The sequence below is a fragment of the Halocynthiibacter styelae genome (assembly GCF_016123485.1).
Taxonomy (GTDB): Bacteria; Pseudomonadota; Alphaproteobacteria; order Rhodobacterales; family Rhodobacteraceae; genus Halocynthiibacter; species Halocynthiibacter styelae.
Genome location: NZ_JADCKQ010000007.1, coordinates 116,514 through 131,787, shown reverse-complemented (window position 1 = coordinate 131,787; position 15,274 = coordinate 116,514). Strand labels below are relative to the sequence as shown.

General features: G+C 55.4%; 13 protein-coding genes. 9 read left to right on the top strand and 4 right to left on the bottom strand.

Annotation, left to right across the window (positions count from 1 at the left end):
- Positions 1–99: 99 nt before the first annotated feature.
- Both H1D41_RS10965 and H1D41_RS10960 read right to left on the bottom strand, forming a co-directional pair.
- Positions 100–2,643, bottom strand: a complete 2,544-nt coding sequence (locus H1D41_RS10965; RefSeq protein ID WP_228848946.1) for a penicillin-binding protein 1A — start codon at positions 2,641–2,643, stop codon at positions 100–102.
- Between the two features lie 193 nt (positions 2,644–2,836).
- Positions 2,837–4,087 (bottom strand): N-acetylmuramoyl-L-alanine amidase, encoded by a 1,251-nt coding sequence (locus H1D41_RS10960; protein ID WP_228848945.1) that lies wholly within the window; start codon positions 4,085–4,087, stop codon positions 2,837–2,839.
- A gap of 202 nt (positions 4,088–4,289) precedes the next feature.
- Here H1D41_RS10960 and H1D41_RS10955 point away from each other — a divergent pair, with 202 nt between their 5' ends.
- From H1D41_RS10955 to H1D41_RS10935, 5 genes are all read left to right on the top strand, one after another.
- Positions 4,290–5,645, top strand: a complete 1,356-nt coding sequence (locus H1D41_RS10955; RefSeq protein WP_228848944.1) for a M48 family metalloprotease — start codon at positions 4,290–4,292, stop codon at positions 5,643–5,645.
- A gap of 20 nt (positions 5,646–5,665) precedes the next feature.
- Positions 5,666–6,430, top strand: a complete 765-nt coding sequence (locus H1D41_RS10950; RefSeq protein WP_228848943.1) for a DsbA family protein — start codon at positions 5,666–5,668, stop codon at positions 6,428–6,430.
- A gap of 82 nt (positions 6,431–6,512) precedes the next feature.
- Positions 6,513–7,490 carry a hypothetical protein gene (locus tag H1D41_RS10945; protein WP_228848942.1) on the top strand — a complete coding sequence of 326 codons (978 nt, stop codon included), beginning with the start codon at positions 6,513–6,515 and terminating at the stop codon, positions 7,488–7,490.
- 10 nt (positions 7,491–7,500) lie between these two features.
- Complete coding sequence (locus H1D41_RS10940; RefSeq protein WP_228848941.1) at positions 7,501–8,430, top strand: hypothetical protein; 930 nt, start codon at positions 7,501–7,503, stop codon at positions 8,428–8,430.
- 79 nt (positions 8,431–8,509) lie between these two features.
- A complete protein-coding gene (locus H1D41_RS10935) occupies positions 8,510–8,938 on the top strand; it encodes a DUF4112 domain-containing protein (protein WP_228848940.1) in 429 nt (142 codons plus the stop codon).
- 388 nt (positions 8,939–9,326) lie between these two features.
- On the opposite strand, the gene ndk is transcribed toward H1D41_RS10935, so the two are convergent.
- Positions 9,327–9,749, bottom strand: coding sequence for a nucleoside-diphosphate kinase (ndk, locus tag H1D41_RS10925; protein WP_107497997.1), 423 nt, complete (start codon positions 9,747–9,749; stop codon positions 9,327–9,329).
- Between the two features lie 323 nt (positions 9,750–10,072).
- On the opposite strand from ndk, the gene H1D41_RS10920 reads away from it, so the two are divergent.
- From H1D41_RS10920 to H1D41_RS10905, 4 genes are all read left to right on the top strand, one after another.
- Positions 10,073–11,005 carry a LysR family transcriptional regulator gene (locus H1D41_RS10920; protein ID WP_324250275.1) on the top strand — a complete coding sequence of 311 codons (933 nt, stop codon included), beginning with the start codon at positions 10,073–10,075 and terminating at the stop codon, positions 11,003–11,005.
- Positions 11,006–11,083: 78 nt separating this feature from the next.
- Positions 11,084–11,983 carry a LysR family transcriptional regulator gene (locus H1D41_RS10915; RefSeq protein ID WP_228848937.1) on the top strand — a complete coding sequence of 300 codons (900 nt, stop codon included), beginning with the start codon at positions 11,084–11,086 and terminating at the stop codon, positions 11,981–11,983.
- A gap of 235 nt (positions 11,984–12,218) precedes the next feature.
- The gene (locus H1D41_RS10910) at positions 12,219–14,069 is read left to right on the top strand and encodes an ABC-F family ATP-binding cassette domain-containing protein (RefSeq protein ID WP_228848936.1); all 1,851 of its coding nucleotides are present in this window, start codon (positions 12,219–12,221) and stop codon (positions 14,067–14,069) included.
- An 11-nt stretch (positions 14,070–14,080) separates the two neighbouring features.
- Positions 14,081–14,659, top strand: coding sequence for a retropepsin-like aspartic protease family protein (locus tag H1D41_RS10905; protein ID WP_228848935.1), 579 nt, complete (start codon positions 14,081–14,083; stop codon positions 14,657–14,659).
- 152 nt (positions 14,660–14,811) lie between these two features.
- On the opposite strand, the gene H1D41_RS10900 is transcribed toward H1D41_RS10905, so the two are convergent.
- A complete protein-coding gene (locus H1D41_RS10900) occupies positions 14,812–15,270 on the bottom strand; it encodes a DNA polymerase III subunit chi (protein WP_228848934.1) in 459 nt (152 codons plus the stop codon).
- Positions 15,271–15,274 lie beyond the last annotated feature (4 nt).

The following is a 15,274-nucleotide window of genomic DNA, read 5'->3' as shown; positions in this document are numbered from 1 at the left end:
CTCTGATCATATTTGTAGCGGTGATAGCAACGCCCCGCCGCGCCGTCCAGCACCCGCAGGGCGGATACTGTTGCGTTTTTCATGAAATTGCAGGCCGCGTCAGTATTCGCCGCCGTCCAGCAGGTCAAAACTGTTGGCCTGGCCGCCGATTTCCACCTGACGTCCGGTGGATGTGGTCACGGTCTGCACATTGTCCCGTGCTTCTTCAAACAACGGCAGGTTGGCCCCCATAGCGAAACCACCGTCAATTGCGGCCCCCAGACCAAAGACAGGTTCTTCCCCATCCCGGAAGTATTCCGCAACCACATTGTCGCCAGAGGCGTCATTGGCCAGACGTGCGCCAGAGAAACGGTCAATCTTAATGAAGTGCCCGCCTTCCGGTACGTCAAAGGCACCGCCACCGTATTTCTCGGTCGCTTCCTGCATGAAACGGTTAAAGACCGGGCCACAGAAACCACCACCGGATGCCCCACGGCCCAGCGGACGCGGGCGGTCATACCCGATGTAACAACCGGCCACGATGTTTGAGGTAAAGCCAACAAACCACACATCGCGCGCCTCATTGGTTGTCCCGGTTTTACCGGCCACAGGCACATTCAGGTTCACACGCCCCGACGCTGTCCCGCGTTCCACAACGCCCCGCATCATAGATGTCAGCTGATAAGCGGTGATCGGATCCATCACCCGTTCACGGTCAGATGTGATGCGCGGGCCATAGCCCGGTGTAATCACGTCGTCATTGCAATCTGTACACTGGCGTTGATCGTGTCGGTAAATCGTGCGACCCCAACGATCCTGCACACGATCAACAAGGGTCGGTTCCACCCGTTCGCCGCCATTGGCAAACATCGCATAGGCGGACACGATCTTAAACAATGTGGTTTCCTGTGCCCCAAGCGCATTCGACAGGAACGGGTTCATGCGGTCATACACGCCAAAGCGTTCCGCATAGCCGCCTACAACATCCATGCCAATTTCCTGGGCAAGGCGCACGGTCATCAGGTTCCGCGACCGTTCAATCCCGGTGCGCAGCGGTGTTGGGCCATAGAATTGACGGCTGGCGTTTTGTGGCCGCCAGATGCCTGCACCGGTCTGAACTTCGATCGGGGCGTCAATAACGATGGTTGCAGGTGTAAACCCGCTGTCCAGCGCCGCCGCATAAACGAAGGGTTTGAAGCTTGAGCCCGGCTGACGTTGGGCCTGGGTTGCGCGGTTAAAGACGGAAGACTGGTAAGAGAACCCGCCCTGCATCGCAATCACACGACCGGTGTTCACATCCATCGCCATAAAGCCGCCCTGGACCTCGGGCACCTGGCGCAATGTCCAGCGGATAAAGCTGCCATCACTGTCGCTGGTCATGGCGCGCACATGTACGACATCCCCGACCTCAACCAGATCACCGGCATTGCGGGCCTGACGGGCAAGGCTGCCATCTTCCAGAAGTTTCCGCGCCCATGTCACGTCACGGGGGACGATCCAGTGACCATCAGCATCTTCTTCCACACCTTCAATGCCGATACGGGCGTGGGTGCTGCTAACGTCCAGAACAACCGCCGGGAACCAGCCTTCGATATCACGCGCAATTTCAACATCCGCCAGCGTCGCACGCCAGTTGTCTTCGCCGTCCAGCAGGGCAGGATCAACCTGATCCACGATACCGTGCCAGATGCCCCGGCCCCGGTCATAATCCTCAAGCGCTTTACGTAGGGAAGAGGCGGCCACGGGTTGCAATTCCGGATCCATGGTGGCCCGCACGGACAGGCCGCCGGTGAAGAATTCCTCTTCGCCGAAATCTTCAGACAGCTGACGGCGGATTTCATCGGTAAAGTAATCACGTGGCGGCAGCGAGCGGCGGAAAGCCGGGTAATCGCCATTCTGAACCGTCCGCAATGGCGCTTCGCGGGCTTCATTATAGGCCAGTTCACTGACATAGCCGTTTTCATACATTTCTTTCAGTACGAAATTACGGCGGGTCACTGCGCGTTCATATTCACGCACCGGATGATAGTTCGACGGGCCTTTTGGCAGGGCGGCCAGATAGGCGACCTCTTCCAGATCCAGTTCGGACAGGGTTTTATTGAAATAGGTCTGCGCCGCAGCCGCCACCCCGTAGGAATTCTGCCCCAGGAAGATTTCGTTCAGATAAAGTTCAAGGATCGCTTCTTTATCCAGCGTGCCTTCAATCCGCGCCGCCAGGATGATTTCCTTGATCTTACGTTCCAGGCGACGTTCACCGCCCAGCAGGAAGTTCTTCATCACCTGCTGTGTAATCGTGGACGCCCCGCGCAGACGCCCGCCCCGCGCTGCATCCCGTACAGCCGCCAGAATACCCAGGGCATCAAAGCCACCGTGATTATAGAAATTCTTGTCTTCCGCAGAAATAAACGCCTGTTTGACCAGATCAGGAATGTCATCCGCCGGGGTAAACAGACGGCGTTCACGGGCAAATTCATCCATGATCCGACCTTCACCGGAATAAATCCGGCTGATGGTCGGCGGTGTATATTGCGACAGCTGTTCATGGTTCGGCAAATCGCGCCCATACATGACAAACACCGCAGCAAGCCCCAGCATCGCCATAAAGACCCCGAGGGTGATAAAACTGAACACGCCGCCCAGCATTCTTGAAATAAAAGCGATCACTCTGTTGCTCCGGCCTGCTCGGCATCTGTTCTGGCGTCTGTTCTGCTGATCTTACCACAAAACCGCGATTCCTGTCTGCGCAACATAAAGCGCCCCTGTCCTGGCGTCAAAACGCTTCGGCCATCTGTTGCCTGCTTCACGCTGCCTTACCCATGAACCGTTGCATTTGCGCAAGCAGCGGCGGGTGGGATTTTCACTGTCGTATCAGCTGCGCTTCTGCGGCGTCCTGCAGCGCCCATTCCTGAAGCGCGCGACGGATGGCGCGGGTCATGGATTGTTCCCATTCAGAAGATAAGATCCGGTTCAGATCGTTTGGGTTGTTCATAAAACCCAGCTCAATCAGAACAGACGGAATATCCGGCGCTTTCAGCACGGAAAACCCGGCCTCAAGATGCGGGCGTTTGTACAGATTGCCGATGTCCTGGCGGATGCTTGCAACCAGCTGCTGCGCCAGATGGGTGCTGCGCGGGGCGGTTTCGCGGCGGGCCATATCCATCAGAACCATCGCGATCTGATCATCATGCCGGCGCAGATCCACCCCGGCCAGAAGGTCTTCACGATCATGACGTTCCGCAAGCAAAGCGGATGCCCGGTCTGAGGCTTCATCAGACAATGTATAAATCGTGGTTCCGGTCGCCTGGCCTTCAGACACTGTATCTGCGTGCAGGGAAATAAACAGATCAGCCCGGGCGGCACGGGCGATGGTCACCCGACGTTCCAGCGAGATAAAGCTGTTGTCATTGCGGGTCAAAACCACGTTAAACCCGCCAGCCCGCACCAGTTCCTCGCGCAGGGCACGGGCGAAATCCAACATAAGATCAGCTTCGTTCAGACCCTGTCGCTGCGCCCCCGGATCCACACCGCCATGGCCCGGATCAAGCACCACAGTCAGCGCACGATCGCCTTGCTGGCGACGAATGATTTCACCGGGCACGTCGACCACATCTTCATCTGCAGCCACCCCGGTGTCCGGCGCACCTGCCCCGGCAAGAAATGCCTCTTCCGGTACAGAAATGACATTCAGGTTCAGGGTGGCCTGCTGGCTGGCGTCATCAATGCGCATGAACGCACTGCGCACCCCCAGGGGCTTGTTCAGTTCCAGCACCAGCCGTGACCAGCCCGGACGCAAAGCCCCGGCGCGCAGATCAGAGACACCAGAAAGATTGCGCAGCTTTGTGCGATCCAGATCACGCCAGGTGACCTCGTTGAAATCCAGAACCAGACGCATGGGGTCCGCCAGCGTATACACCTGAAACGGCACGCCCTGCGACAGGGTCAGCGCCATGCTGAAGCCACCGTCTGTTGCCTCTGTCACAATGGTACTGTCAGGGATCACCCGGGCCTGACCGGTGAAACGGTCCTGTGCTGTAAGGGGCTGCGACGCCAGCAGAGCCAGCCCCAGAAAGGCGGCGATAAAACCATTCGCGCGAAGTTTTGTGATCATCTGCTCTGCTTTGCTTGCCAGGGTTTTGCGCCTTTATCCCCTAAGTCCGGTGCGCTGTGAAGGGTGCAATTCACACGCCTATCGGCACCTTCCCGCCCGTTCCCTGTCACAATCACGCCAACAGGCCCCAGGCCGCTTGCCTATTGCTTCACCACACCACTAGACTGCCCCGTAATCCACATGCCGTGGCCAGAGGATACGAATGTTTTTGCGCAAGTTTATTCAGAAACACATCACCCACCCGCTGAAAATGCTGTGCGCGGCGGGGATTATGACACTGCCCCTTGCACAATCCGCAACGGCCCAGAACCTGATCCGGGATGCGGAACTTGAACATTCCCTGACAGAACTGGCCCGTCCGATCCTGAATGCGGCCGGTCTGTCCCCTTCGCGGGTGAAGATCATCGTGCTGAGTGACCGTTCTCTCAACGCTTTCATCATTGATACGCGCCATATCTTCATTCACTCAGGCCTGATCACCCGCATGGAAGACCCTTCCATGTTGCAGGCGGTGATCGCCCATGAAGCCGCCCATATCGCCAATGGCCATATCTCACGGCGTCTGGCGAATATGCGATCTTCACGCACTGCGGCGGGCTTTGGTCTGTTGCTGTCAGCCTTTGTTGCCGCCGCGGGCAGCCCCGAGGCCGCATCCGGTATTGCCGCCGGTTCTGTGGGCACATCCCAGCGGGTGTTGTTTGCCCATACCCGTGGCGAAGAAAGTTCTGCGGATCAGTCCGGTGCGCGTTTTATGGCGAATGCCGGTGTTAATCCCGAAGCCATGGTGCGCGTGCTGGATCTGCTGCATGGTCAGGAAGTCCTGTCCGTTGGTCGCCAGGACCCATACGCCCGCACACACCCATTATCGTCTGAACGCCGCCGTCAGGTGCGGGGCTATGCCGCCGCCTATGGGGGCAATTCAGACATCACCCCGACCGCGCAATACTGGTTTGACCGGGCGCGGGCGAAACTGTCTGCCTTCACAGGAAATTCGCGGGAAACCCTGCGGCGTCTGCGCCGGACGCGCGGCAATGATGTGACCGAAACCGTGATCCTGCAACGCGCCATCGCCTTTCACCGCCAGGCCAACACCCGCAAGGCGCTGGAAAATGTGAACGCCCTGATCAACGCCCGCCCGAATGATCCGTACTATCATGAGCTGAAAGGTCAGATCCTGCTGGAAAGCCGCGAGGCCACCCGTGCGGTGCAAAGCTATCGCCGCGCCGCACAGATCCTGCCGGATCAGCCGCTGATCCTTGCGGGCTATGGCCGTGCCCTTCTGGCCGCCGACACCCAAAGCAGCCTGCGCGAGGCCAAACGCGTGCTGGAACGGTCCTACAGCCACGATCCACGCCAGCCCCGGATGCTGCGTGATCTGGCGGTGGTTTACAGCAAAACCGGCAACCCGGGCATGGCGTCACTGGTGACAGCGGAACGCTATGCCCTGGCCGGCAACACAGGCAACGCAGAAATTCACGCCCGGCGTGCGGCAGATCAGCTGCCCCGGGGATCCCAGGGGTGGAACCGCGCCCAGGATATGCTACGAAGTGCCAACTAACCTTCAGAGAGAGAATAAGAATGATCCGTAAATACCTGAAATCAAATGCTGTTGGACTATTGCTTGCGGGCAGCACTGCTCTCTCTGCGCAGGCGTTTGATCTGTCCGCCATGACCGAGGCCGAAGAGGTTGAGTTCGGCGAAGCCGTGCGTGCTTATCTTCTGGAAAACCCCGAAGTCATCATGGAAGCCGTCGCCATTCTGCAGGAACGCGAAGCACAACAGGAAGTCGCCCGCGACGTGGATCTTGTGGCTGGTAACCTGGATGCGCTGCACAATGACGGGTTTTCCTGGCAGGGTGGCAATCCTGACGGCGACATCACCATCGTTGAATTCCTGGATTACCGCTGTGGCTATTGCAAACGTGCCCACCCCGAAGTTGCCTCCCTGCTGGCGGAAGATGGCAACATCCGCCTGATCGTGAAAGAATATCCAATCCTTGGCGAAGAAAGCGTTCTGGCCTCTCGTTTCGCGATTGCTGTGAAACAGCTGCATGGGGATGACGCTTATAAGCTTGCGCAGGATGCGTTGATGGCGATGCGCGGCAATGTGAACGAAGCCAGCCTGACCCGCATCGCAGGCGAATTCGGCCATGATATGGCGGCGATTGCGACGCAGATGAATTCTGAAGACGTCTCTGATGTGATCCGCGATACCCGCCTTCTGGGTCAGCGCATGCAGATTTCCGGCACCCCAAGCTTTGTGATCGGTGATCACCTGCTGCGGGGCTTCCTGCCACAGGCCGGTATGCAGGAAATCATCGCCGATCAACGCGACAACGGCTGAAAATAACCGCCATATTTCACCCGGTGCGGCCCCCGCATCGGGTTTTTATTTGCCTATTGTATCTTGTTTTCGGCTTTCCCACATGCCCCACACGCCCTCTTCTGCGTCACCTGCCCCGACAAAATCCAACAAAATCGCGGGTCTTGAATCACTGCCTGGTATTGCGGATGAAATGCTGGCCTGGCGCAGGGGCTACTACAGGCGTATGCAACCCTGGATAACCAGTTGCGCTACAATTTTTGTGCTTTCTCTGCTTCGGGCGTTCAGCACAGGAGGTTTCGCGGCCTTCCTCTGTTTCATCCTCGGCTTTGCCCTGTGCGGCATGCTGATCTACCCCGCAGCAAAAATCAGCAAAGACCTGCAGGAACAGGCCCTGCCCGTTATCTGCAGTGCGATCGGCCTCACCTATAAGGTTCGTTCAGCGGATGGATATAACCGCATCAAGGCCCTTGTGCGTACTGGCCTGTTTCCAGGTCACGATCTGAACTGTGGCTTCGGAATTCAGAAAACCGACAAGAAAGGTGATGTGAAGTGGGATCGGTTCAGCATGTCGCAGACCTATACAGATGATGGTAAAACCCAGACAAAGACCACATTCAAAGGGTCTTTGTTGCAGTTTCAGGCACCGTCAGATATGCCCGACATCGTTCTGCGATTGCCCAGAGGCAAGGCACGCCGGTATCTGGCTGCCAGCCTGTCTGGTGCCGCGGTAAAGCCGATGAAACATGAGGCCGACTTCACCGTATCCCTGAAAAATGGCAGCCGATATGAGATCTACTGCCGGGATCTGAACCTGATGGAAGCAAAGCTTGATCAGATCACCGATCTTCTGGATGCAACATGGATGGAAATCCCCACCGGGGCGGGTCTTCAGGGTTTTGAATGCAACAAAGGTCAGATTTCCATTGTCCTGAAACATCAGGAACGCCTGTTCGATGTGCCCGGCGTATATACAAATAAGCTGAAATTTGTGAAAACCTTCTCAGACTGGCTGGATGTCGCGGCCTTGCCACTGGAAATTTTCCGGATCTGGCATAAAGAGGATACGGTTGAGAAATAAGGAACAACATATGCCCGACACAGCGCCGACCGATCTTTCCGCTCTTGAAGGTATCGCCGATGATTTCCTGCGCTGGCGCAAGTGGATGCAATTTCCTGCGGCCCTGGTCGCGGGATGCAGCCTGCTGCTTTTCGGGCTGGCGTTTACCCCTTATGCCTTTGAAGGCAAGGGGTTTCTGGTCGGACACATCCTGGGCCCGGTCCTGATAATCAGTATGTCCTGGGAAGTTTTCAAACGCCGGGCGCAGAAACGTGTGATCACGCAAGCCCTGCCCCTTATTGCGGGTGTCAGTGGTGTGAACTGTCATGAACCGGACAGATATACATCCATGCGGGTGAAGAAAGCCGGGCGCAGTGGTTTGTTTCCGGCGCAAAAGGCCGATTGCGATTACAGCCTGTCCTGCGGTGATAACAACATCCTGATGACGATGGATCAGTTTGCAACCGCTTCAGGACATCACAATAGCAATCGTTTCAGCGGCTATCTTTTTAAAACAAACAACAGCTTTGACACGCCCGACCTGCTTATTGCAAAGATGGGAAACAAGACAGATTTGCCGGAAAAATTTTATGATCCGGTTGAGATCGGATCAGATCTGTTTGAAGTCTGGTACAGGGAAGATGCAGATAAAGCCCGCAGCACGCTTGCCGATTTACGGCCCCGGATCAGACAAACAACAGACCACCTGACCGATGGTGCACGATTTCACGGGTTGATGATCCGGGATGGCTTTCTGACCCTGGCGGTGCAACATGAAAGCCCGTATTTCAGCTTTAATCCGTTAACGGCCGGTAAAGCGATGCTGTTAAAGCGGTTTTCATCCTGGCTGACGATCTGCGCCCTGCCCCTGCATATTGCAACGATCTGGCACACAGCACCAGAAAGCACACCAGGGCCTGCCTCACACCCCGGCACCACTGGCACGATCGACGGATCATAAACATGTTGGTTTCGCAGCTTTGTCAGTTTCGGCGCACACAGCACTTCAAATTTCCTCTTACAATACCCATATATCAGTCATGAATGATTTTTCTGACGCCGATATTTACAATACGCCCCTTCCAGCCCAAAGGTCTGAAACACACCCCTTTCACGTGACCTCGGACCCTCTGACCGAAGAGGAGTTGAAGCGGCTGGACAACATCGCCTGGACAATGGAAAACCTGCTGCCCCTGCCCGGTACATCCGTGCGCATCGGGCTGGACAGTTTCCTGGGGCTTGTTCCCGTGATTGGCGACCTCTGCACGCTTGTGCCCGCGGCCTACATCATCCGTGCGGCGGCGCGTGCGGGCGTGTCACGCCGGGTCTTGATCCGCATGTGTCTGAATGTTGGTGTTGATCTTTTGGTTGGTGTGGTTCCCATCGTCGGGGATATTTTTGATGCCACCTGGAACGCAAGCACCCGGAACATGCAGCTTCTGCGGCTCTGGTTGCATCAGAATCAATAATTTCTTCCCAAAATACCAAACTGCAACCGGGACGGGTTTTTTCCCCATCAAGCACAGCCAACACTCTGCTATTGCACCGCTTGTGGGGCAGAATGTGACTGAATGGACAGCTGTAAAGCATCCGGAAAAGTGATATTCTTCAATAAGTGACATGACAAGTTGACTATGTTTTGGAGTAAAAAAATGCGTACCTTTGTTCTGGCCACCCTGGCCGCAGCAGCCCTGTCCGGCTGCAGCTATAAATATGATCCCATCACAATTACAGATCCTTCCGTGGAAGCCGTGAACTAAGTTCTGGCGGACACCCGGATTTCGGGACCATAAGACATAAAAAGCCCCGCATGATGGATCATGCGGGGCTTTTATAATTTCAGTCGGAAGCCTTGCTTCAGCCAACCAGTTCCAGACCGGAGAAGAAGAATGCGATTTCTTCTGCAGCGGTTTCAGGTGCGTCGGAACCGTGTACAGAGTTCTCACCGATGGACAGTGCGAATTCTTTACGGATGGTGCCTTCCGCAGCTTCTGCCGGGTTGGTTGCGCCCATAACTTCGCGGTTTTTCGCGATGGCGTTTTCGCCTTCCAGAACCTGAACAACGATTGGCTCAGAGATCATGAATTCACAGAGTTCGCCAAAGAATGGACGCTCAGAGTGAACACCGTAGAACTGCTGAGCCTGTGCCAGTGTCAGCTGGATGCGCTTGGATGCAACAACACGCAGGCCAGCTGCTTCGAATTTTGCAACGATTGCGCCAGTCAGGTTGCGTTTGGTTGCGTCGGGTTTCACGATGGAAAAAGTACGTTCCAGGGCCATGTCGGTCTCTTTCAGAAAACTGTTTCAGGTCAGAAGCCCCATGCCTCTGCCTGTTGCGCCAGCGCCTTAACACGCCTGTCGCGCCCGGAAAACCCCTCACAAGTCTAATGGTGAAAATTTGCCGGAAGAGAACGCCCAAAAGTTACAAAACCTGCCTGAAGAAATCGCCCACAGCCCCTGACTGTGGGCATTTACTCGTTACACGCTGCAAGCTCGTCATATGTTTAAAGGGGCGGTTCCGAAGGTCGGAACCGGACAAGATTAACACCTACATCTTACAGATATGACTTTATTTTCAAAAGCATGTATATTAGATTTCAAGTATGGAGAATGTTAATATGTTGGCGTTATCCCTCCAGGATATACGCATGTTTATAGTGATCGCGGACACTCAGAGCGTCAGTGAAGCCGCCCGGAGACTAAATGTCAGTCAGCCCACGGCAAGTTACGCTCTCGAAAAACTTCGACGGGGTTTCAATGATCCCTTGCTAATCAGAAGCGGCGGCAAGATGAACCTGACTGAAACCGGGAAAGCACTTGCCAGCACAGCCACGTCATCTCTTGAAGAATTCAACCGAATTACAAGACAGGCCAACTTTGATCCACTGACGTCCGATCGCACATTCAAGATTATGGGGGCAACTTCAGAACTGACAGGCCCATATGCTGGCCTTCCTGGCAAATTTCGAAATCGCGCGCCAGGTGCTGCGTTTTCTTACGTTACCTATGACCGGACGAATTGCCATGAACGCCTGCACGAAGATGTAGATATTTTTGTTGGCACTAATCTCCCGGATGCTCCGTCAATTGAACGGCATGTCCTGCGAGAGTATCCGGTTGGCATCTACTACGATGCCTCTGTGCGCTCCGCGCCTGAAACCATTGAAGATTTCGTCAATGCAGAGTTTGTGACCTATAATGATCGGCATTCCATCGTTGGGAATGTCGACAAAGCTCTGAGGGAAATGAATTATCCGCCCAGAACTTTCCGGTTTGTCGTGAATGATTTCTCATCTTATCCAGACCTTATTACCGGCACGGACCTGCTGGTCACCGCCAGCCTTGCCTTGCGGGATTCAATTTTCTCCAGATTTGCAATCGCGCCAATCCCGGAACCGCTTAAGGTCAAACCAATTCCACATTACATTGGCTGGAGCAAACGCAAATCAAATATGCCCTGCCTGCGCTGGATGGTTGATCTTTTTCTGGAATGTAACAAAATCAATCAGGACATCGCCAGCCCGGCACCGCAATAAAGGACATTCCCCGCTGCGAACCCCTCTGCACCATATTTTGATGTTTGACCTCAGGGCTTCACCTGGTAAGAAAAGCCTATGAACAAACATCGCCTACATAGCCTGTCTTTGCAGGATCTTTCAGTCTTCATCGCAGTTACCGAACTTGGAAGCGTGGGGAACGCCGCAAAAGCGCATGGCATCAGCCAACCAAGCGCAAGCTATGCGTTGGACAAAATGCGCCGCGTCTATGACGATGAACTGCTGATCAGATCCGGGGGGATCACGCGGCTTACCCCCCTTGGGCAATCCATCGTTGATAAGGGAAAACCCGTTCTGGCCGATTTTCTGGAAGTCCGGCCCGCTTTGCAATTTGACCCGACAACCTCAACACGGAATTTCACGGTCATCGGGTTTTCATCCCATCTGCTCGGCCCCTACAAACGCCTGATTGACGCCCTGAAACAGCGCGCGCCAAATATTACATTTTCCTATCACTATGCACGTTGGGACAGTATAAACGATCAGTTGATGGACGAAGCCGATCTGTATCTCGGCATCGCACTTCCAGAACATCCGGAAACCCAAAGCAAACCTCTGGCGGCTTATTCTGTTGTCCTCTGCTACGACGCGGAATCGCGCCCGCCGCCCCGCACGGTTGAAGATGTGGTGAACGCGGAATATGTGCAGCTCCGGTCAGGATCGCCGCATTCAAACAATATCGTGGATGCCTGGCTGATAAAGAACGGCTATTCCCCCAGAGAATTCCGCTACACCGTCAGCGACTCGGCCGTATTGTCTGAAATCGTACGTGGAACTGACATTCTGATTTCCGCATCTACACTGGTCCATGAAGATATTTTTTCTGACCTGGCAGCCGTGCCTTTCCCAGCTGATCTGGGCGATTTGCCCTATGAACTGAGATGGAGCAGACACCGCGACAAAGACCCGGCATTGCTCTGGTTGATTGATCTTGTCACAGAACTTGCAGACGACTGAGCTGAAAACAACAAAACCCGCAGTACCAACTGCGGGTTTAAGCACTCGTAATAACATTGGTCCGTCACCGTACCCCGAACACACACTTCAGGGCATGTGATTTACTAACATGAACGCCCGGAATTAAGGGACTCATCATTTCAGATGATCAAAATCCAAAATTTTGATTTTTCCATGGCTCGTTGTGTGTATTCCGGCCATTGACCCGGCCCGCTGCATCCGGCACACCCCCTTTATGATCAAGCTTGAAGATATCACTTATTCCGTCGCCGGCCGTACGCTGGTTGAAAACGCCTCTGTTTCCATTCCGGAGGGCCACAAAGTTGGCCTTGTCGGTCGTAATGGGACGGGGAAAACCACACTATTTAAGGTGATTTACGGAGAAATGCCGCTGGAAGGTGGTTCCATCACCCTGCCAAAGCGCGCCCGTATCGGTGGCATCAGCCAGGAAGTTCCTTCCTCTGACACGTCACTGATTGAAACGGTTCTGGCCGCAGATACCGAACGTGCTGACCTTCTCGCCGAATCTGAAACAGCGACTGACCCGGATCGCATTGCTGAAATTCAGATGCGCCTGTCTGATATTGACGCCTGGTCCGCCGAAGCCCGCGCCGCATCTATCCTGCGTGGTCTTGGCTTTGATCCCGAAGCGCAGAAAAAACCCTGTTCCGCCTTTTCCGGCGGCTGGCGCATGCGTGTGGCCCTGGCGGCGGTGCTGTTTTCGCAGCCTGACCTGCTGTTGCTCGACGAACCAACCAACTATCTTGACCTTGAAGGCGCGCTTTGGCTGGAACATTACCTGGCCCGCTATCCGCACACCGTCATCATCGTCAGCCACGACCGCGGCCTGCTGAACCGCGCGGTCGGCGGCATCCTGCACTTGGAAGACAAGAAACTGACCTTCTATCAGGGCAATTACGATACATTCGCGGAAACCCGCGCCGCACGCCTGCTGGTCGCACAATCCGAGGCCACCAAACAGGAAGCCCGCCGGGCTCACTTGCAAAGCTTTGTGGATCGTTTCCGCGCCAAAGCCTCCAAAGCGGTTCAGGCCCAATCCCGCCTGAAAATGATCGCAAAGATGCAACCGATCACCACGCCAAAAGAAGCGGCCCTGAAGAAATTCAGCTTCCCGACACCCGAAGAACTGTCCCCGCCGATCATCAATGTCGAAGGCGGTTCAGTCGGATATGGCGACAAGGCGATCCTGCAACGTCTGAACCTGCGCATTGACCAGGATGACCGCATCGCGCTTTTGGGTAAAAACGGCGAAGGCAAATCCACCCTTTCCAAACTTTTGTCCGGTCGCCTTGATGTGATGGGCGGCACGATGAACAACTCGTCCAAACTGCGCATTGGCTATTTCGCCCAGCACCAGGTGGACGAGCTGCATATCGACGAAACCCCGATTGATCACGTCCGTCGCCTCCGCCCCTCTGAAACACCCGCAAGATTCCGCGCGCGCCTTGCTGGCTTTGGTATTGGCACCGAACAGGCGGATACGCTGGTTGGCAGCCTGTCAGGGGGCCAAAAAGCCCGCCTGTCCCTGATGTTGGCCACGATTGACGCGCCACATCTGCTGATCCTCGATGAACCGACCAACCACCTTGATATCGAAAGCCGCGAGGCCCTGGTCGAAGCCCTGACTGCCTATAGTGGCGCTGTCATCCTTGTCAGCCACGATATGCACCTGCTGGGTCTTGTCGCAGACCGGCTGTGGCTGGTGTCTGGCGGACGTGTCGAACCCTACGACGGTGATCTTGAAGACTACCGCAAATTCCTGTTGCAGAAAGATGCACCGCAAAAGGAAAAGAAAGCCGCGAAACCTGTCGTTAAGAAGGTTTCTCAGGACCGGATTAAGGAATTGCGCAGTGAAGTCCGCAAATCCGAAGAACGTCTGACCAAACTTCAGGACATGGAAGTTAAACTGACAGCAAAACTTGCGGATCCTGCGATGTATGATCCGGAACGGGCGGCAGAAGCTGAAGTGTTCCAGAAGAAATATGGCGAGCTGCGCAATGCGCTGGAGCGGGCCGAAGAACTCTGGCTGAAAGCCCAGGAGAAGTTGGAAAAAGCTCAGGTCTAGGAGAAAACCCGATGGATGGTGACCAGATTGCACGGCTGTTGTATCTTGGCTTTCTCGTTGTGGCCCTCGGCGGCTGGTATGTAACCCAGAACCGCGCCTCTCTCAGCAAGAACCTGCAGTTTGCAGCGATATGGGGCTTTATCTTTATCGGCACCGTCGCCGTGATTGGTCTCTGGGAAGATGTGCAGCGTTCCACCAGCGCGCGCCAGTCCGCCCAAAGCAATGGCAGCATCGAAGTCCCCCGCGCCCGCGATGGTCACTACTACCTCACATTGACCATCAACAACATGCCTGTGAATTTCGTGGTGGACACAGGCGCAAGCCAGATTGTCCTGACAGAAGACGCCGCCCGCCGCGTTGGCCTGACCCCGGATGAACTTTTATATCTCGGTTCCGCACAGACAGCCAATGGCAGCGTGCCGATTGCCCAGGTTACCCTTGATCACGTGCAGCTCGAAGACATCACCGACCGCAACCTGCGTGCCGCGGTGAATGGTGGCGAACTTTTTGAAAGCCTGCTGGGAATGGATTACCTCAACCGCTTCTCCCGCATTGAAATTGCAGGTGGCAGGATGATCCTGCATCGTTAACAGCGCTTTAAGCTGCCTCCCGCCATATATGCATACAGAATGTGCATAAGCTGTGCATGCATTGAGCACGGGATAATCTCTTTCTTTTCAGTCCAAATATCCCAGGGGAATCTGCGCCTGCGCAGATGGGGGCTGGCCCCCTTCATGCCTGATCAGCTTTCAGCCTTCTTCACCCAACGCCCGTCTTCCTGCGCCCAGTATTGCGCCGCAACACCTGCGCCGGTCACAGCTTTCCACTGCGTGCGGGCATGGGCCACCGCATCCGGGTCAAACCCGTCAAACAGGATCATAGCTCGTTCCAGCCCCGCAACCTCACCCGGGTCAACATCCGCCCCATCCACTGACATCAGACAGTGCGCCCCGTTGGGCATCTCGGCATCCACGGTCAGCAAAACCGGCTGATCCGCATCATGCGGACCACCAGCCAGGCCATGAGGCAGAAAGTCACCAGGATCACCTGTCCAGAGACGTTGATCCAGTTGCTGCATCATCAGCGGATTACGCCCACGCAGACAAATCCGCCACCCGGCCTGCCGTGCTTTTGAGATCAGCACAGGCAGGACGTCGCCCAGGGGGCTTTCCGTCAGGTGATAAAAGAAAACAGAGCTCATTCAG